This is a genomic window from Pseudomonas nitroreducens, assembly GCF_014204515.1.
GTDB lineage: Bacteria > Pseudomonadota > Gammaproteobacteria > Pseudomonadales > Pseudomonadaceae > Pseudomonas > Pseudomonas nitritireducens_A.
Map to the genome: position 1 here is coordinate 36,927 of NZ_JACHLI010000008.1, position 18,847 is coordinate 55,773.

The window sequence follows — 18,847 nt, forward strand, 5'->3', positions numbered from 1 at the left end:
TATGGGGCAGACTCTAAGCAGCACCCCCGCGCCGCTCAATGATCGAAAATGACAAGTTACTGACCCAAGATGACACGCCGCCTTGGCAACGCCCGGCCCAGGCCCTACCCTGTGCTGCATCCCATGAGTACCCGTCCTTATATGCGCAAGCTGATCTTCCTCGTCCTGGTGCTGATCTTCGCCGGTTATGCCGGCTGGGCGGAGCGTCGCCCGGTGGGGCACTACCTCTCCGACCTGCGTAGCCAGGTCGCGCTGAATCAGGGCCAACCCTCCGAGCGCGGCAACCTGCTGGGCGTGCAGCCGGAGCTGTTCACCCAGGACTACCAGAGCGTCGAGCGCCTGCGTCTGAAGTTCCACGCCTACCTGGCCAAGGCCCGCGACGAAGGGCTGATCAACCCGCGCACCGTGGTGGTGTTCCCCGAGCACATCGGCACCTGGCTGGTAGCCGCCGGCGAGAAGCCCGAGGTCTACCAGACCGAGCACCTGGCCGAGGCCATGGAATGGATGGTCGCCAGCAACCCGCTGAAAGTGGCGCGCGGCTGGCTCGGCGCCAAGGGCGAGGACCGCATGGCCGATGCGCTGTTCCGCATGAAGGCGGTGGACATGGCCCACGACTACCAGACGCTGTTCGGCGGCCTGGCCAGGGAATTCGGCGTGACCCTCGTCGCCGGCTCCATCGTGCTGCCCAATCCGCGCATCGTCGAAGGGCAGCTGCGCACCGGCAACGGCCGCCTCTACAACGTCACCCAGGTCTTCGGCAGCGATGGCCAGCCGCTGGGCAAGCCGCAGCGCAAGCTGTTCCCCATCGACGACGAGAAAGGCTTCACCCGCGGCGGCGACCCGGATGACCTGCAGGTCCTGCAGACTCCGGCCGGGCGCCTGGGCGTGCTGGTCTGCGCCGACAGCTGGTACCCGGCGAGCTACGCCGCCCTGGCGGCGAACAAGCCGGACATCATCGCCGTCCCCGCCTTCCTCACCGGCAACGGCAACTGGAACAAGCCGTGGAAGGGCTACAACGGCGCCCCCACGCCCAGCGACGTGACGCTCAAGCCCGGCGACCTCAGCGAAGGCCAGGCCTGGGAACGCCTGGCCCTGGCCGGCCGCCTCGGCGAGAGTGGCGCCCACGCCGGCATCACCGTATTCATGCGCGGCCACCTGTGGGACCTGGGCAGCGACGGGCGCAGCCTGGTGGTCAACGGCGACAGCCATACCCTGGCACCTGAAGGCCCGGGCGCGCGCCTGATCAACCTCTGGCTATGAACCGCCCGACCATGCGCCTGGGCGATCTTTCGGTGGGCTTCGTCCATAGCCTCGCCGATGCCCTGGCTGAAAGCGGCGTCGCTCCGCAGCCATTGCTCGAACAGTACGGACTGGACACCGCGCGCCTGGGCGAACCCGGCGCACGCCTGTCGATTCCCCGCTACATGCGCCTGGGGCACGCGGCCATCCAGCAGAGCGGCGACCCCGCCCTCGGCCTGCGCATGGGCCAGCTGAGCCGACCGAGCCAGAGCGGCCTGGCCGGCGTCACTGCCGCCCAGGCCCCCAACCTGCGCGCCGCTGCCCGCGCGCTGATCCGCTACGAGCCGCTCTACGCGCAGAACTACCGCGGCCAGAGCAGCTTCATCGAAGATTCCAGCGGCGCCTGGCTGCGCTTCTACTCCATCAGCCCGTACAACGCCTACAACCGCTTCGTGGTGGACTCGGTACTGGCCGGCTGGGTGAGCATGCTCGGCAGCATCGGTGCACAGCCTCTGCGTGCGCAGAAGGTGCAGATCGAGTACCCGGCGCCCGCCTGGGCAGCACGCTTCGAGGAGATGCTCGACTGCCCGGTGGAGTTCGGCGCCGAGCACAACCAGCTGCGCCTGGACCAGGCCACGCTGGCGCGCGCCAACCCGGACCATTGCCCAAGCACCTGGCGGCAACTGCTGGATATCTGCGAGAAGGAGCTGGAGCAGTTGACCCGCACGCGCAGCCTGCGCGAGCGCGTTGCCCAGTTGCTGGGCCCGATGCTCAACGGCCGCGAGCCGGACCTGGAAGAAGTGGCGGCGCGCCTGAAGCTGCCGACCTGGACACTACGGCGCAAGCTCGCCGAGGAAGGCACGCAGTTCCGCAGCATCCTCAACGACACCCGCCGCGACCTGGCGATGATCTACATCCGCGACACCGACCTCGCCTTCGGCGAGATCGCCTACCTGCTCGGCTTTGCCTCCGCCGAGGCCTTCCAGCGCGCCTTCAAGCGCTGGAGCGGGCAGACGCCCGGGGAATTCCGCCGCGCCCAGCGCCACAGCGCCTGATCACATCTGGGTGGCGTCGTCGGCCGGCTCCGGATGATCCTTCTCTGCCGCGTGCTGTTCCAGCAGTTCTTCCTGATAGTCGTCCATTGGCTTTTCTCCTGACCGTTCGATCCGGTTTTAGCAAAGACCACAGGAAAAAAGCTAGACGGCAAAGGTGAACGAGCTGTGACAGCGTCTTACAGAGCGACGGCTGGAATTTTCGGACGGAAACGAAAAAACCCTCAGGTATTGCTACCTGAGGGCTTTCGAATATGGCGCAGCGGACGGGACTCGAACCCGCGACCCCCGGCGTGACAGGCCGGTATTCTAACCGACTGAACTACCGCTGCGTGTCGGTTGGACTTGCGTCCGGTACAGCAACCTCCTGGCGCCTGGAGTGAATCACTCGACAAGCTGGTTCGGGGCAATGAACCAAGGAGGGGGAAAATGGCGCAGCGGACGGGACTCGAACCCGCGACCCCCGGCGTGACAGGCCGGTATTCTAACCGACTGAACTACCGCTGCGCGTAACTTGCGAGAGTGGTGGGTGATGACGGGATCGAACCGCCGACCCTCTGCTTGTAAGGCAGATGCTCTCCCAGCTGAGCTAATCACCCTTCGTCTCGAAGTGGGGCGCATTCTACAGCCGGCTGATCCTAAGTCAATGCCCTGATTGAACTTTTTTTCATTTTCCGCGAAAAAAGTTCGGCGCGGTGATTTCGGCGTCGGTGCCGGACAGGGTTCGCGAGCACGCTCGCTCCTACAGGCTGGATCAAGAACGTACTTGTAGGAGCGAGCTTGCTCGCGAAGCGCCTGATGCCTGAACCCACAGGAAAAGAAAAGGGCGACCCCTGGGCCGCCCTGCTCTGCCACACCCGACGCTCAGTCGAGGTAGATCATCTTGCGGGTCATGCCGCCATCGATCACCAGCTCCTGCGCGGTGACGAAGCCGGCGCTGTCGCCGATCAGCCAGGCCACCGCCGCAGCGACGTCCTCGACCGTGCCGACACGACCGACCAGGTGCTGGTCGTGGTCCAGCTCGGTCAGCGGCTCCGCCTCCCGCTCGCGCAGGTCGCGGGCGTCGATCCAGCCAGGGGAAATCGCGTTGACGCGAATGTCCGGGCCCAGGCTGCTGGCCAGGGCATGGGTCAGCGACAGCAGCCCGCCCTTGCTCGCCGCGTAGGCTTCGGAGTTCGGCTCGGACTGGTGCGCGCGGGTGGAGGCGATGTTGACGATGGCGCCGCTGTGCGCGCGCAGGTACGGCGCGCAGTGCTTGGCCAGCAGCAGCGGACCAGTGAGGTTCACCGCCAGGGTGCGGTTCCACTCGTTCAGGCCAAGGCTCTCCAGCGGCGTATTGTGCGGCCGGGCGATGGCAGCGTTGCTCACCAGCGCGTCGAGGCGACCGAACTGGCCGATCAACTCGGCCACGGCCGCAGCGACCTGCCCTTCGTTGGCCACGTCCAGCGCGATGAAGCTGGCGCGTTCGCCCAGCGCCGCCGCCACCTTCGGGCCGCGCTCGCGGTCGATATCCGCCAGCACCACCTGCCAGCCCTCGGCGACCAGCCACGCAGCGACGCCCAGGCCAATGCCGTGTGCTGCACCGGTGACCAGCACCACCTGGCCGTTGCCCAGGGCGTCCATCACGCTCACAGCGCCGCCAGGCCTCGCGCCAGGTCGACCTTGATGTCGTCGACATCTTCCAGGCCCACGGCGACGCGGATCAGGTTGTCACGGATACCGGCGTTCTCGCGCTCGGCCAGCGACAGACGACCGTGGGAGGTGGTGGCCGGGTGGGCGATGGTGGTCTTGGTGTCACCCAGGTTGGTGGTGATGGAGATCATCCGGGTGGCGTCGATGCAGCGCCAGGCCGCGTCCTTGCCGCCCTTGACCTCGAAGCTCACCACCGCGCCGAAGCCTTTCTGCTGACGCTTGGCCAGTTCGTGCTGCGGGTGGCTCGGCAGGCCGGAGTAGTAAACGCGCTCCACGCCCGGCTGCTGTTCCAGCCACTCGGCGACCAGCTGGGCCGAGGCGCTGTGGGCCTGCATGCGCACGCGCAGGGTTTCCAGGCCCTTGATGAAGATCCAGGCATTGAACGGGCTCAAGGTCGGGCCGGCGGTACGCAGGAAGCCGACGACGGGCTCCATCTGCGCGCGGCGACCGGCGACCACGCCACCCATGGTGCGGCCCTGGCCGTCGATGTACTTGGTCGCCGAGTGGATCACCACGTCCGCGCCCAGTTTCAGCGGCTGTTGCAGCGCCGGGGTGCAGAAGCAGTTGTCCACCGCCAGCAGAGCGCCCTTGGCGTGGGCGATCTCGGCCAGCGCGGCGATATCCACCAGCTCGGCCAACGGGTTGGACGGCGATTCGACGAAGAACAGCCTGGTGTTCGGCTTGCAGGCCGCTTCCCAGGCCGCCAGATCGCTCAGCGGCGGATAGTCCACCTCGATGCCGAAGCGCTTGAAGTACTTCTCGAACAGGCTGATGGTCGAACCGAACACGCTGCGCGAGACCAGCACGTGGTCGCCGGCGCTGCACAGGCTCATCACCAGCGAGAGGATCGCCGACATGCCGGTGGACGTGGCCACCGCCTGCTCGGCGCCTTCCAGCGCGGCGATGCGCTCCTCGAAGGTGCGCACCGTGGGGTTGGTGTAGCGCGAGTAGACGTTGCCCGGCACTTCACCGGCAAAGCGTGCGGCCGCATCGGCGGCGCTGCGGAACACGTAGCTGGAGGTGGTGAACAGGCCTTCGCCGTGTTCGCCTTCCGGGGTGCGGCGCTGTCCGGCGCGCACTGCGAGGGTGTCGAAACCGACGCCCTCCAGGTCGCTGTCCAGCCGGCCGGCTTCCCAATCCTGAGCCATGCCCTGCTCTCCCTATTCGTTTCTGAATCAGTCGTTGTAGAGATCGATGATGGCGCTGACCGCGGCACCCTTGGTCTTGGTCGCGTCGTTGCGCGCCTGCTCGATCTTGTCCAGGTAGGCTTCGTCGACGTCGCCGGTGACGTATTCACCGTTGAACACGGCGCAGTCGAAGCGCTCGATCTTGATCTTGCCGCCCTCGGTCGACTCGATCAGGTCCTGCAGGTCCTGATAGATCAGCCAGTCGGCGCCGATCAGCTCGCCGACTTCCTCGGTGCTGCGGTTGTGCGCGATCAGTTCGTGGGCGCTCGGCATGTCGATGCCGTAGACGTTGGGGTAGCGCACCGCCGGGGCGGCGGAGCAGAAGTAGACGTTCTTCGCGCCGGCCTCGCGGGCCATCTGGATGATCTGCTTGCAGGTGGTGCCGCGAACGATGGAGTCGTCCACCAGCATCACGTTCTTGCCGCGGAACTCCAGCTCGATGGCGTTGAGCTTCTGGCGCACCGATTTCTTGCGCGCGGCCTGGCCGGGCATGATGAAGGTACGGCCGATGTAGCGGTTCTTCACGAAGCCTTCGCGGAACTTCACGCCCAGGCGGTTGGCCAGCTCCAGCGCGGCGGTGCGGCTGGTGTCCGGGATCGGGATGACCACGTCGATGTCGTGGTCAGGGCGCTCGCGGAGGATCTTGTCGGCCAGCTTCTCGCCCATGCGCAGGCGCGCCTTGTACACCGAGATGCCGTCGATGATGGAGTCCGGGCGGGCCAGGTAGACGTGCTCGAAGATGCACGGCGCGTACTGCGGGTTGGCCGCGCACTGGCGGGTGTAGAGCTTGCCGTCTTCGGTGATGTACACCGCTTCACCCGGCGCGAGGTCGCGGATCAGGGTGAAGCCGAGGACGTCCAGGGCGACGCTTTCCGAGGCGATCATGTATTCCACGCCGTTCTCGGTGTGACGCTGGCCGAAGACGATCGGGCGGATCGCATGGGGGTCGCGGAAGCCGACGATGCCGTAGCCGGTGATCATCGCCACCACGGCGTAGCCGCCCACGCAGCGGGCGTGCACGCCGGCAACCGCGGCGAACACGTCTTCCTCGGTGGGCTGCAGCTTGTTGCGCACCGCCAGCTCATGGGCGAACACGTTGAGCAGCACTTCCGAGTCGGAGTTGGTGTTCACGTGGCGCAGGTCGGATTCGTAGATTTCCTTGGCCAGCTGCTCGACGTTGGTCAGGTTGCCGTTGTGCGCCAGGGTGATGCCGTAGGGCGAGTTGACGTAGAACGGCTGCGCCTCGGCGGAGCTGGAGCTGCCCGCGGTGGGGTAGCGCACGTGGCCGATGCCGATCTTGCCGACCAGGCGCTGCATATGGCGCTGCTGGAAGACGTCACGGACCAGGCCGTTGTCCTTGCGCAGGTACAGCCGGTCGTCCTGACAGGTGACAATCCCCGCAGCGTCCTGGCCACGATGCTGGAGAACGGTGAGCGCGTCATAGAGCGCCTGATTCACGTTCGACTTGCCCACGATACCGACGATGCCACACATGCGACGCAACCCCTAGTTGGTGTTCAGGCTAAAACAATTCCATATTCGGCAGTATCCACCGGACCTGCCGTAGCGGCGACGGCTTCCCGTCGCCTCTGCCCGCCCGTCACTGGGCCGGCAGCAAGGACCCCACTCCGGATGGCGGAGTGATGGTAACGCCGGACATCCACTGCCCGGCAAACGTCAGGATGAAGTTCTTCGACCAGTCGGCGACCATCAGGAAATGCGGCATCAGCACCGATTGCTGCCACCACGGGTCCTGTTGCACCGGCGCCAGGCTGAGCAGGCCGACCAGCAGCACCACCAGCAGCACGCCACGGGCGCCGCCGAACACCATGCCGAGCACACGGTCGGTGCCGGACATGCCGGTCACCCGCACCAGCTCGCTGATGAGGAAATTGACGAGTGCGCCCAGCAGCAGCGTGACGACGAAAAGCAGGGCGCAGGCGGCGATGACACGCCCGGAGGGCAGCTGGATGTAGGGTGCGAGATGCTCGGCCAGGGCGCCGCCGAACATCCAGGCGACCGCACCGGCTACGATCCAGGTGACCAGCGACAGGGCTTCCTTGACGAAGCCACGACTCAAGCTGATCAGGCTGGAAATGACGATGATGCCGATCATCGTCCAATCGACCCAGGTAAATGCCACGTTGCGGCCCAGAAACGGAAAGGCCCCGCATTTTAGCAGAGCCCTTCGATTTAGCAGAGCCCCAGATTGCACCGGGGCTGATTGATTGAAACTAACGAGCCGATTCAGCCGCGCTCGGGCTGGAAGCGCACCACGAAGCCGTTGAGCTTCTGCTGCTTGCCCAACTGGTCGCGCAGACGATCGGCCTCGGCGCGCTCGACCACCGGACCGACGAACACCCGGTTCATGCCGTCGAAGCTGCGCACATAGGCGTTGTAGCCCTGGCTGCGCAGGGTCTTCTGCAACTCGTCGGCGCGGGCACGGTTGGACAGGCTGGCCAGCTGCACCGACCAGCTCACCGGCAGGTTGTCGCCATCCAGGCGCTGGGCCGGCTGCTGGGTCGCCGCGCTCGCCTGGGCCGGCGCAGGCTGCTGCACCGCAGCGGGCTTGGGAGCGGGCGCCGGTTGAGCGGCCGGCTTCGGCGCTTGAGCCGGGGCCTGAGCCTGGGCCGGCTGCGTCGGCAGGCTGGTAATCGGCGCGGTAGGCGCCTGCGTCTGCGCAGCCTGCTGCTGCGGCTCGGCATTATCGGCGTCGCCGGCCTGCGGCTCGGGCACTTCGGTGGGCTGCACCTCGACCGCGGGCATGGCCGGCGGCTTGGGCATCACCGGGGCTTCGACCACCACCTGGCGCACATCATCCTCGCGGGAGAACAGCATCGGCAGGAAGATCACCGCCAGCGCCAGCAGCACCAGCGCTCCGACTACCCGCTGCTTGAGCCCCTTATCGAGCAACGCCATGCAACAACTCCCCTTGGGTCTACTTATTGAGCAGCCTTGGCGAGCCACTCCAGGGCATCCGCCACGCTGTAGAACGAACCGAACACCAGAATCTCGTCGTCGGCCACCGCCGCGTCGCACTGCGCTTCCAGCGCTGAAGCGATATCGGCATGGCAACTGACCGGGGCGCCGCGGGCTTGCAGTGCCTCCGCCAGCTCCTGCGCCGGGCGGCTGCGACCGGTGGGCAGCGGCGCGACGGCCCAATCCTGCACGAAGCCGAGCAAGGGTGCCAGCACGCCGTCGAGATCCTTGTCCGCCAGCAGGCCGAATACTGCACGGCGCACACCCTTGGGCGGCGCGGCGCGCAGGCGGCTGGCAAGGTATTGCGCGGCGTGCGGATTATGTCCGACATCCAGCAGCAGATGGCGTTCCTCGCCGTGCCGTTGCAGGGTGCGACGGTCCAGGCGGCCGGTGACGCGGGTGCGCAGCAAGGCTGCGACCAGTTGCTCGGGCTGCCAGGGCAGGTCCAGCTGGGCATAGACCTGCAGGGCCAGCGCGGCATTTTCCATCGGCAGGTCGAGCAGCGGCAGATTGTGCAGGCTCAGCGCCTCGCCATTGGCGGAGCGACCACGCCAGTGCCAGTCGCCCTCGCCCAGGGCCAGGTCGAAATCGCGCCCGCGCAGGGTCAGCGGCGCACCGAGCTGACGCGCCTGCTCGAGGATCGGCGCCGGCGGTTCCAGGTCGCCACACACGGCAGGCTTGCCGGCGCGGAAGATACCGGCCTTCTCGAAGGCCACGCTCTCGCGGGTATCGCCCAGCCAGTCGGCGTGATCGATGCCGATGCTGGTGACCACGGCGATGTCGGAGTCGATCAGGTTGACCGCATCCAGGCGGCCGCCCAGGCCGACCTCCAGCACCACGGCGTCCAGTTGGGCGCGCTCGAACAGCCAGAAGGCCGCCAGGGTGCCCATCTCGAAATAGGTCAGGGAAATCTCGCCGCGGGCCGCCTCGACTGCGGCAAAGGCTTCGCAGAGCGCTTCGTCGCTGACTTCGGCGCCATCGATGAGCACCCGCTCGTTGTAGCGCAGCAGGTGCGGCGAGCTGTACACGCCGACACGCAGGCCCTGCTCGCCAAGCATGGCGGCGAGGAAGGCGCAGGTGGAACCCTTGCCGTTGGTGCCGGTAACGGTCACCACGCGGGGCGCGGGGCGCCCCAGGCCCAGCCGGCCGGCTACTTCACGGGAGCGGTCCAGCCCCATGTCGATCGCCGTGGGATGGAGTTGTTCGAGATAGCTGAGCCAGTCGGCAAGGGTACGTTGGGTCATCCTGCGAGCGCGGTACTTGGGGTGTTGGTGAATTTGGCCAGCAGCCTGGCGATCCGCTCGCGCATTTCGGCACGGTGGATGATCAGGTCGATGGCGCCGTGTTCCAGCAGGAACTCGCTGCGCTGGAAGCCTTCCGGCAGCTTCTCGCGAACGGTCTGCTCGATCACTCGCGGGCCGGCGAAGCCGATCAGCGCGCGCGGCTCGCCGACGATCACGTCACCGAGCATCGCCAGGCTGGCGGATACGCCGCCGTAGACCGGGTCGGTCAGCACCGAGATGAACGGGATGCCTTCTTCGCGCAGGCGGGCCAGCGCGGCGGAGGTCTTGGCCATCTGCATCAGCGAGATCAGCGCTTCCTGCATGCGCGCGCCACCCGAGGCCGAGAAGCAGATCATCGGGCAACGGTTTTCCAGGGCGTAGTTGGCGGCGCGCACGAAGCGCTCGCCGACGATCGAACCCATGGAGCCGCCCATGAAGGAGAACTCGAAGGCGCTGACCACCACCGGCAGGCCCATCAGCTTGCCGCTCATGGAGATCAGCGCGTCCTTCTCGCCGGTGTCCTTCTGCGCGGCGGTCAGGCGGTCCTTGTACTTCTTGCTGTCGCGGAACTTCAGGCGATCCACCGGCTCCAGCTCGGCGCCCAGCTCTTCGCGGCCTTCCTCATCGAGGAAGATATCGATGCGCGCGCGGGCGCCGATACGCATGTGGTGATCGCACTTGGGGCAGACGTCGAGGGTCTTTTCCAGCTCCGGACGGTACAGCACCGCCTCGCAGGACGGGCATTTGTGCCACAGGCCTTCCGGGACCGAGCTCTTCTTCGCCTCGGAACGCATGATGGAAGGGATCAGCTTGTCTACCAGCCAGTTGCTCATGCTCTCGTCTCCAGTGCAGGGGCGCGGCGCGGTGGGTTGCGCGTGCCTCTGAGCAAATTCATCGTCGCGGTTCCGACCTCAAGGCCGGAACCCCTCGCAAACAAAGGCGCCGCCTGGGGCGTCGCCACGGATACAGCACTCGATGCGGGTCATCGACGGGCAGGCTTGCCCATTGCGACGACTCCCGGCGTTACCCGCAGGTAACGATTGGGTAGTGGACGGCGGCAGGCCGCTCGTCGTCACATGAAGATTCCGCGTCACGCCACCGACCGGCACTGGGCGATGAAGTCGCGGATCTTCTGCGCATCCTTGATGCCCTTGCTCGCCTCCACCCCGCCGCTCACGTCCACGGCATAGGGGCGCACCCGGGTGATGGCCTCGGCCACGTTGGCGGCCGTCAGGCCACCGGCCAGGATCAGCGGACGCTCGACATCCTTGGGTACCAGCGACCAGTCGAAGGCCTGCCCGGTTCCGCCTGGGACACCTTCCACGTAGGTATCGAGGAGGAAGCCGCTGGCCTGTGGATATTTCGCGATCTGCGCCGCGACGTCGTCGCCCGGCTTCACGCGCAGGGCCTTGAGGTAACGCTTGTGCCAGCCGGAGCAGGCCTCGGGCGTCTCGTCGCCGTGGAACTGCAGGACGTCCAGCGGCACCGCATCGAGGATTTCCCCCAGCTCGCAGCGACTGGCATCGACGAACAGGCCGACGGTGCTGACGAAGGGCGGCAGTGCGGCAACTATCGCCCGCGCCTGCTGGATGCTCACCGCGCGCGGGCTCCTGGCGTAGAACACCAGGCCGATGGCGTCGGCGCCCGCCGCGGCGGCGGCCAGGGCATCCTCGACTCGGGTAATACCGCAGATTTTGATGCGAACGGCGGACAAGATGCAGCAACCTTCAGGCAAGTGATCGATCGATGGTAGCAAATGACCCTGGCATCGTCAGCCAAAGGTATCCGGCAAACTTGAAAGGAAATGTGGCCCCAGGTAGCGCTGGGGCAACACGAACTCCTCGGGGTATTCCACGCTGACCAGGTACAGTCCGTAGGGGTGCGCGGTGATCCCGCTGGCACGCCGATCGCGCGCAGCCAGCGCCTCGGCCGCCCACTCCACCGGGCGCTCGCCGGCGCCGATGGTCATCAGCATCCCGGCGAAGTTGCGCACCATGTGGTGCAGGAAGGCGTTGGCGCGGACATCCAGCACGATGAAGCGGCCATGCTCGATCACCTCCAGGTGATGCACGGTCTTCATCGCCGACTTGGCCTGGCACTGCACCGCGCGGAACGAGGTGAAGTCATGGGTGCCGACCAGCGCCCTGGCCGCCTCGCGCATGCGCGAGACATCCAGCGGACGGTGGTTCCAGGTGACCTCTTCGGCCATGTGCGCCGGGCGGATCTGGTCGTTGTAGATCACATAGCGGTAGCGCCGCGCCATGGCGGTGAAGCGCGCATGGAAATGCGCCGGCATCACCTTGGCCCAGGTCACGCTGATGTCGTTGGGCAGGTTGGCATTGGTGCCCATGACCCAGGCGATCAGCGAGCGCTCGGCGGTGGTATCGAAATGCACCACCTGCCCGCTCGCATGCACCAGGGCATCGGTGCGCCCTGCACACATCAGCGAAACCGGGTGGTTGGCCACCTGCGAAAGGGCTTTTTCCAGCGCGCCCTGCACAGTCGGCACACCATTTTCCTGGCGCTGCCAACCGCGATAACGCGAGCCTTTGAATTCGACGCCCAGGGCAATCCTGGAAACGCCAACGGCGGCCGATTCGGCCGCCGCTGAGGGTACTACTTCAATCATCTATCTGGAGCCTTCCGGCTCAGGCGATACGCCCGAGCAGTTCGCGAGCTTCCTGCTGCTGGTTGTCGTTCCCCTCGGCGAGCACTTCGTCGAGGATGTCGCGGGCGCCTTCGGTGTCGCCCATGTCGATGTAGGCACGCGCCAGGTCGAGCTTGGTGGCCGCTTCGTCCGCACCGGAGAGGAAGTCGAAGTCATCCTCGTCGTCGCCTGCGTCGGCCGGCAGGGCCAGCTCATCGGCGCTGAAATGATCTTCGTCCGGGGCAGTAACCGGAGCCAGCGGCTCGTCGTTCTGCGCCGAGAGGCGATCGAGTTCTGCGCTGACCTCGTCCAGTTGCGCGGCGAAGCTGTCGCCGGAACGGACTGGAGCAGGCTCCTCGTCCGCCAGGGACAGGTCGAAATCGTCCGGCAGGTCGTCGACCTGCGGTGCCTTGGTTTCGCCGCCCAGGCTGAACTCCTCGGGGCTGACGCCGGACAGCGAAGCGCTGTCGTCTTCCAGACCCAGGAGGAAATCGTCTTCCGCGGAAGACAGGCTGTCCGCACCAGACTTCTGCTCCGGGTCCTTGTCCAGGTCCAGGGAGAAGTCGTCCAGCTCATCCATCAGCGACGGGCTGTCGACCTTGGCAGCCGGCTCTTCCGGCAGGTCCAGGTCGAAGGCGAAGTCATCCTCGGCCTTGGCGCTCGGCGCCGCGGCCGGTGCACCGCCCAGGCTCAGGTCGTCATCCAGGTCGAAGCTGCCGAAGGACAGTTCGTCGTGCTGGGCAGCGGCCGGAGCGGCAGGTTTCTCTTCGCCCAGGTCGAGGTCGTCCAGGGCCAGGTCGAAGGCGTCGTCCAGGTCATTGTGCGGCTGCGCGGCGGGGGCGGCGGCCGGCGGAGTCGGCTCCACCTCGAAGTCGTCCAGGCTGAAGCTGTCCAGGTCATCCTTTTCGGCCAGCGCGGCGGCGGCCAGACCACCGCCCACGGCAGCCAGGGCGACCATGCCCGGATAACGGGACTTCAGCTGCTCGACCTGCGGCTCGGCACCGCCGATCTCGCGCAGTTCGTTCTCCTGACGGGCGAAGCCTTCACGGTCGCCGATCTCGGCATAGACCTCCATCAGCTTCAGGCGCAGGTCGGTGCGCTGCGGCTCGTCGTAGATGGCGCCCTGCAACAATTCGGCGGCCTGGTTGAAGCGGCCGTAGGCGATGTAGATGTCGGCCTCGCCCAGCGCATCGCTGGTCTGCGCGGCGACGCGCTCCGGAGCGGCCACGGGAGCGGCGACCTCGGCGGCGTGCGGCACGTCGAGGGTATCCAGCTCGCTGCCGGCCAGGGTCAGGTCGTCATCCAGGGTCGGTTCGTCGTCATCGTTGGCGCGGGCGGCGAGGTCTTCCTGCTCCTTGGCGGCCCGACGGCGGGCGATGATCATCAGCAGGACCAGCAGGGCCAGCAGCAGGCTGCCGGCGATGGCGCCCAGCCAGATCGGGTTGGCGAGAATCTCGTCGACGAAGCTGGTCGGAGCCTGCTCCACCGGAGCCACGGCGGGCGCGGGCGCCGGCTTGGGCTGCTCGGCGGCAGGCGCCGGTGCCGGAGTGACCGAGGCAGGCGCGGGTTGCGGCTGGGCCTCGGGAGCGGCGGAGGCGGCCGGAGCCACGGGCGCGACAGCATTGTCGGCGGGAGCGGCAGGCTGCGGTTGCGCTTCGCCAGCCGGAGCGGCCGGCGGCACCGGCGCTTCGGCGGCGGCACCCGGAGCAGCAGCCCCCTGGGCGGCCTTGTCATTGCCCAGTTCGCTCTGCAGCTTGGCCAGCTGCGCATCCTTCAGCGCGATGAGCTTCTGCAGCTTGTCCATCTGGCCTTGCAGATCGGTCATGCGGCTGCTCAGCTCGTCGTTCTCGCGACGGGTGCTGTCGAGGCTTTCCTTGGTCACGGCGAGCTTGTCGGCGGTGGCCTGGCCGTCCTTGCTGCCCTTGTCGCCACCCTTGGCCTTGCCATTCTCGCCGGAGAGCAGGCGCAGGCTGTCCTTGCTTTCGGCCTGGGCCGGAGCGTTACCGGCATTGGCCCGCGCAGTAGCGTCGAGCTGGCGCGCACCGCCAGTGGGCAGGCTCCGGCCTTCACGCCAGGCGGTGTACTGCTGTTTGACTTCGGCTTCGGCAACCGGTTGAGTCCGCGCCTTGATCTGCTCGGCATCGGGCAGGCGCAGCACCTGGCCGCTCTTCAGGCGGTTGATGTTGCCGCCGAGGAAGGCGTCAGGGTTCATATCCTGGATCGCCAGCATGGTCTGCTGGACGGAAACGCTGCCATCCGGACGCGCACGGGCGGCGATTTCCCAGAGAGTGTCGTTCTTGCCGGTACGGTATTCGTTGCCTTCCAGGCGCCGCGACGGAGCTGCGGCAGCTGCCGGGGCGGGACGCGCAGCCGGAGCGGGAGTCGCACGCGGCGCGGCGGTGGCAGCCGGACGAACCTGCGGCGCCGGGGCGGCCATCGGCGCGCGCGGCACGGCGGCGGCGGTCTGCGGGGAATACAGCGGCGGGTCGAGCAGCACGGTGTACTCGCGCAGCAGGCGACCGTTGGGCCAGAGCACTTCCACGAGGAAGTTCAGGTAGGGTTCCTGCACCGGCCGGTCGGAGGTCACGCGAATGACGCTCTTGCCGTTGGGCTTGACGATCGGGGTGAACTTCAGCCCGGTCAGGAAGTACTGGCGGTCGACGCCGGCCTTGCTGAAGTCTTCCGGCGACGCCAGCTTCGGGATCACCTCGGCCGAGGACAGATCACGCACTTCGACCAGGTCGATCTCGGCATCCAGCGGCTGGTTCAGCGCTGAACGCAGGTGGATGTCTCCCAGGCCCAGCGCGTGCGCCATGCCAGAGGTCAATGCCGAAGCAGCTGCGATTGCCTGCACCAGTTTACGAAGCCGGACCATATATTAATCCCTTGTTTTAATAGCTTTTTTCTGGATTAGAACAACGTCTATCGGGCGCCGCTGCCCATTGCACCAACCGTTTTCACGGTGGTGTTCTCCCCTGTCAGCGACGTTACCGGCCAGTATTGCCAAGCTAGAATACTTCTTCAAATATTCGGTAAGTATCTTTTACAGATAGTGTTTTATCAACAATTCGCCCAAGTTCACAGCATTCAGCGCTGCGCCTTTTCTCACATTATCTGACGCAATCCACAAATTCAGTTCGCAGGAATCTGTAAGACCATTCCTTAGGCGGCCGACGTAGACACTATCCTGTCCCTGTGCATCGCCGATGACAGTCGGGTAATCGTCTTCCACCAGTTCGATCCCTTCCGCCGCCTCCAGCGCCGCGCTCACCGCCGCCAGGGAAACCGGCGCCGCGGCCTTGATCGACAGCATCAGTACATCACCGAAGAACACCGGCGCCAGGCTGCAGGTGACGCTCAGGCCGCCCTTCAGCTCGGGGAACAGCCCGGCGAGCTCCGCCGCCATGCGCCGCTCCACGGTGGAGTAACCCTGCTCGTCCACTTCACCCAACTGCGCCAGCATGTTGAAGGCGAACTGACGGTCCACCAGGCGTGGCTCCAGCGGGCGCGCATTGAGCAGCTCGGCGGTCTGCCGCGCCAGTTCCTGTACGCCCTCGCGCCCCAGCGCCGAGGCGGACAGGCAGGCAGCCACATTGACCTGGCGGGGCTCCAGCACGGTACGCAGGGCCGCGAGCACTTCCGCAACTTCGGCGGCAGGGGCTGCTGGTGCAGCGATCACTGCCGGCAACTGCAGCTGTTCGAGGGCGCTGCCGTTCACGCAGGTCAGGGCCAGGCTCGCGGCGGCATGGTTCAGCGCAGCGCCGCTGAGGTCGATGACGCTGCAGCCGGCGCCGATTGCGCGCGCGGAGCAGTCAGCGGCTGCTTCGGCGCCCACCGACAGGAACGCCAGGCGCACCCTGGAGAAGTCGAATTCATCGAGCTTGCCGACCCGGATATTGCGCCCGCGGAAGGCGATCGACTTGCCGGCGGACTCGCCGCTGGCCAGCAGATACAGGTTGGCGACCGGAAAGTCGCGCTCCTCCAGCAGCTCGACCAAAGCCTCGCCCACAAGTCCAGTGGCGCCTACTACGGCGATGTCGATGGTTTCAGGCATCCGGTGTCTCGCATTCGGTGGGAAAAGTAGCGCAGCACTTTACCGGCCCCACCGGCGGCGAAGCAATCGAGGGCTCCGCCGCCTATCGCCGCACCTCAGGGGCGCGGCTCAGCGGCGCTCGCTCCGGCAGTCAACGGCGCGCTGGCCTGGGCGACGCCCTGCGCGGCATCCGGGCTGCTGGTAGCGGCCTGGGGATTGCCCGCCGGGCCATTGCCGGCTGGCGCAGCCGCACCCTGGGCACGGCTGCGCTCCTGCTCGGCGAGGCGCGCGAGCAGCCCGGCGATCTGCGAGTCCTTCAGTTCGATCAGCTTGTTCAGCTTCTGCGTCTGGCCTTCCAGATCGGAAATCCGGCTGCGCAGCTCGTCGCCCTCGCGGCGTGCACTGTCCAGCCCTTCCTGGGCAACGGCAAGTTGCTCGCCGGCGGCCCGCTCACGCTCCTTGCCGGCCTGGCCGGAGACCAGGCGCAGGTTGTCGCGCTCTTCAGCCTTGGCCGGTGCGGCGCCCGCCTCGGCCTTGTGGGTGGCGTCCAGCTGGCGGCCCTGCTGGGCCAGCTGCGGATTGCGTCCGGCCTGTCGCTGCGAGCTCTGGGCCTCCACCTGCGCCACCGCCTGGGCATGGCTCTGCTCGCGCGCCTGCTGCTCGCTGGGCAGGCGCAGTACCTGGCCGACCTTGAGGCGGTTGATGTTGCCTTCGACGAAGGCATCCGGGTTCATCCGCTGGATCGCCGCCATGGTCTGCATGACCGAGACTCCGCCGGCGGGACGGTTGCGCGAGGCGATATCCCACAGCGCATCGTTGCGCTGGATGCGGTAGGAGTCGGCACGAGTCGCAGCGCTCGCCGGCTGCACCAGCGGCTGGGCCTGCGGCGCACGCGCCACTGCCAGCGGCGCAACCGCCGGCGGCGTCACCGGGCTTGCGACATAGCTGGGCGGATCGAGCAGCACGGTGAATTCGCGCACCAGCCGGCCCTGGGGCCAGACCACCTGCAGGACGAAGTTGAGATAAGGCTCGCGTACCGGACGCGAGGTCTTCACATGGATGACCCCGCGGCCATTCCTGCCGATATCGGCCGTGAAACTCAGGCCGCTGGTGACCACGTTGCGGTCCACACCCAGGCGCTCGAAGTCGTCGGCCGAGGCCAGGCTGACCAGGACGTCATCGGAGCCGAGGTCGCCCACCCCGCCCAGCTCGATGCTGGCCGAAAGGTTCTGCCCCAGAGTCGCCCGCGAGGAGATCTCGCCCAGTTCCAGCGCGCCTGCGATGCCAGGCATGAAGGCGGCGGCCACCGCCGTCGCCAGCAACATTCTGTGTAACCGAGCCATTTTCTCCCCCGCTGCTTGCATTCGGCCGGCACGAAAAGGCGCGCCGAAACCTGTCCCCATGGACGGGCAGCGAGGATAGCGACTGGGTCGCGGTGGCTTTTGCGGGTGCGTCACAGAAACTGGCGCCAGACGACCGGCGCCTGGTGCAATCGGCGTTTTTGTGCGGCGCTTCACCTGGCGCGACGGAACTTTCCATGCCGCACAATGCACGACGCCGGCTTGGGGCCGGCGTCGCGGGTGACACTCAGAAGCGGATCAACGTTCGAGCAGGATGCGCAGCATGCGCCGCAGCGGCTCGGCGGCGCCCCACAGCAGCTGGTCGCCAACAGTGAAGGCGCCCAGGTACTGAGTGCCCATGTTGAGCTTGCGCAGACGGCCGACCGGAACGCTCAGGGTGCCGGTGACGGCCGCCGGAGTCAGTTCGCGCATGCTGATCTCGCGCTGGTTGGGGATCAGCTTGACCCAGGGGTTGTGCTGGCTGATCAGGCCTTCGATGTCCGCGATGGGCACATCCTTGTTCAGCTTGATGGTCAGCGCCTGGCTGTGGCAGCGCATGGCGCCGATGCGCACGCAGATGCCGTCCACCGGGATCGGGTTCTTGAAGCGGCCGAGGATCTTGTTGGTCTCCGCCTGGCCTTTCCACTCTTCGCGGCTCTGGCCGTTGGGCAGTTCCTTGTCGATCCACGGGATCAGGCTGCCGGCCAGCGGTGCGCCGAAGTTCTCGGTAGGCATGGCGTCGCTGCGGATGGCTTCGGCGACCTTGCGGTCGATGTCGAGGATGGCGCTGGACGGGTTGGCCAGGTCATCGGCGACGGAGGCGTTGATGGCGCCCATCTGCTTGATCAGCTCGCGCATGTTCTGCGCGCCGGCGCCGGAGGCCGCCTGGTAGGTCATGGCGCTCATCCACTCGACCAGGCCGGCTTCGAACAGGCCGCCCAGGGCCATCAGCATCAGGCTGACGGTGCAGTTGCCACCGATGTAGTTCTTGGTGCCGGCGTCCAGCGAGTTGTCGATGACCTTGCGGTTCACCGGGTCGAGGACGATGACCGCGTCATCCTGCATGCGCAGGCTGGAGGCGGCGTCGATCCAGTAGCCCTGCCAACCGGCTTCGCGCAGCTTGGGGAAGACTTCGCTGGTGTAGTCGCCGCCCTGGCAGGTCAGGATGACGTCGAGGGTTTTCAGTTCCTCGATGCTGTAGGCGTCCTTCAGGGGGGCAATGTCCTTGCCAATGGACGGACCTTCGCCACCCACGTTGGAGGTGGTGAAGAACACCGGCTCGATCAGGTCGAAGTCCCGCTCTTCCAGCATCCGCTGCATGAGCACCGAACCCACCATGCCACGCCAACCGATCAGACCTACACGCTTCATCGCTACTACACCTTCAAATATTTA

The 18,847-nt window shown here is 66.7% G+C and carries 15 protein-coding genes and 3 tRNA genes; 2 read left to right on the top strand and 16 right to left on the bottom strand.

Features of this window, described 5'->3' with window-relative positions; genetic code table 11:
- The first annotated feature begins 141 nt into the window (after positions 1-141).
- The gene (locus tag HNP46_RS12260) at positions 142-1,260 is read left to right on the top strand and encodes a carbon-nitrogen hydrolase family protein (RefSeq protein WP_184589522.1); all 1,119 of its coding nucleotides are present in this window, start codon (positions 142-144) and stop codon (positions 1,258-1,260) included.
- Positions 1,257-2,294, top strand: a complete 1,038-nt coding sequence (locus HNP46_RS12265) for an AraC family transcriptional regulator (protein ID WP_184589227.1) — start codon at positions 1,257-1,259, stop codon at positions 2,292-2,294. Before HNP46_RS12260 ends, HNP46_RS12265 begins: the two co-directional genes overlap by 4 nt.
- A gap of 252 nt (positions 2,295-2,546) precedes the next feature.
- Here HNP46_RS12265 and HNP46_RS12270 read toward each other — a convergent pair.
- The 16 genes from HNP46_RS12270 to asd form a co-directional block, all read right to left on the bottom strand.
- Positions 2,547-2,623: transfer RNA gene (locus HNP46_RS12270), tRNA-Asp, on the bottom strand.
- 98 nt (positions 2,624-2,721) lie between these two features.
- Positions 2,722-2,798: transfer RNA gene (locus HNP46_RS12275), tRNA-Asp, on the bottom strand.
- A gap of 16 nt (positions 2,799-2,814) precedes the next feature.
- Positions 2,815-2,890 (bottom strand) — tRNA-Val (locus tag HNP46_RS12280).
- Between the two features lie 265 nt (positions 2,891-3,155).
- A complete protein-coding gene (locus HNP46_RS12285; RefSeq protein WP_184589524.1) occupies positions 3,156-3,914 on the bottom strand; it encodes an SDR family oxidoreductase in 759 nt (252 codons plus the stop codon).
- A 5-nt stretch (positions 3,915-3,919) separates the two neighbouring features.
- The gene (locus tag HNP46_RS12290) at positions 3,920-5,131 is read right to left on the bottom strand and encodes an O-succinylhomoserine sulfhydrylase (RefSeq protein ID WP_184589229.1); all 1,212 of its coding nucleotides are present in this window, start codon (positions 5,129-5,131) and stop codon (positions 3,920-3,922) included.
- A gap of 27 nt (positions 5,132-5,158) precedes the next feature.
- Positions 5,159-6,664, bottom strand: a complete 1,506-nt coding sequence (purF, locus tag HNP46_RS12295) for an amidophosphoribosyltransferase (protein WP_184589231.1) — start codon at positions 6,662-6,664, stop codon at positions 5,159-5,161.
- A 106-nt stretch (positions 6,665-6,770) separates the two neighbouring features.
- Positions 6,771-7,313: a CvpA family protein gene (locus tag HNP46_RS12300; RefSeq protein WP_138525869.1), complete on the bottom strand. Its 543-nt coding sequence runs from the start codon at positions 7,311-7,313 to the stop codon at positions 6,771-6,773.
- A gap of 104 nt (positions 7,314-7,417) precedes the next feature.
- The gene (locus HNP46_RS12305) at positions 7,418-8,089 is read right to left on the bottom strand and encodes an SPOR domain-containing protein (protein ID WP_184589233.1); all 672 of its coding nucleotides are present in this window, start codon (positions 8,087-8,089) and stop codon (positions 7,418-7,420) included.
- A gap of 23 nt (positions 8,090-8,112) precedes the next feature.
- A complete protein-coding gene (folC, locus tag HNP46_RS12310) occupies positions 8,113-9,393 on the bottom strand; it encodes a bifunctional tetrahydrofolate synthase/dihydrofolate synthase (protein WP_184589235.1) in 1,281 nt (426 codons plus the stop codon).
- On the bottom strand, positions 9,390-10,265 hold the full coding sequence (gene accD / locus HNP46_RS12315; RefSeq protein ID WP_184589237.1) for an acetyl-CoA carboxylase, carboxyltransferase subunit beta: 876 nt from the start codon (positions 10,263-10,265) through the stop codon (positions 9,390-9,392). The genes folC and accD overlap by 4 nt, the downstream gene beginning before the upstream one ends.
- 257 nt (positions 10,266-10,522) lie before the next feature.
- Entirely contained in the window at positions 10,523-11,146 is a 624-nt protein-coding gene (locus HNP46_RS12320) for a phosphoribosylanthranilate isomerase (RefSeq protein ID WP_184589238.1), read from the bottom strand.
- 57 nt (positions 11,147-11,203) lie between these two features.
- A complete protein-coding gene (gene truA / locus HNP46_RS12325; protein WP_184589240.1) occupies positions 11,204-12,061 on the bottom strand; it encodes a tRNA pseudouridine(38-40) synthase TruA in 858 nt (285 codons plus the stop codon).
- A gap of 19 nt (positions 12,062-12,080) precedes the next feature.
- Positions 12,081-14,954 carry a FimV/HubP family polar landmark protein gene (locus HNP46_RS12330; RefSeq protein WP_184589242.1) on the bottom strand — a complete coding sequence of 958 codons (2,874 nt, stop codon included), beginning with the start codon at positions 14,952-14,954 and terminating at the stop codon, positions 12,081-12,083.
- A gap of 168 nt (positions 14,955-15,122) precedes the next feature.
- Positions 15,123-16,133: an aspartate-semialdehyde dehydrogenase gene (locus tag HNP46_RS12335; protein ID WP_184589244.1), complete on the bottom strand. Its 1,011-nt coding sequence runs from the start codon at positions 16,131-16,133 to the stop codon at positions 15,123-15,125.
- 95 nt (positions 16,134-16,228) lie between these two features.
- Positions 16,229-17,437 (bottom strand): type IV pilus assembly protein FimV, encoded by a 1,209-nt coding sequence (locus HNP46_RS12340; protein WP_260403159.1) that lies wholly within the window; start codon positions 17,435-17,437, stop codon positions 16,229-16,231.
- Positions 17,438-17,710: 273 nt separating this feature from the next.
- Complete coding sequence (asd, locus tag HNP46_RS12345) at positions 17,711-18,823, bottom strand: aspartate-semialdehyde dehydrogenase (RefSeq protein WP_045211887.1); 1,113 nt, start codon at positions 18,821-18,823, stop codon at positions 17,711-17,713.
- Positions 18,824-18,847 lie beyond the last annotated feature (24 nt).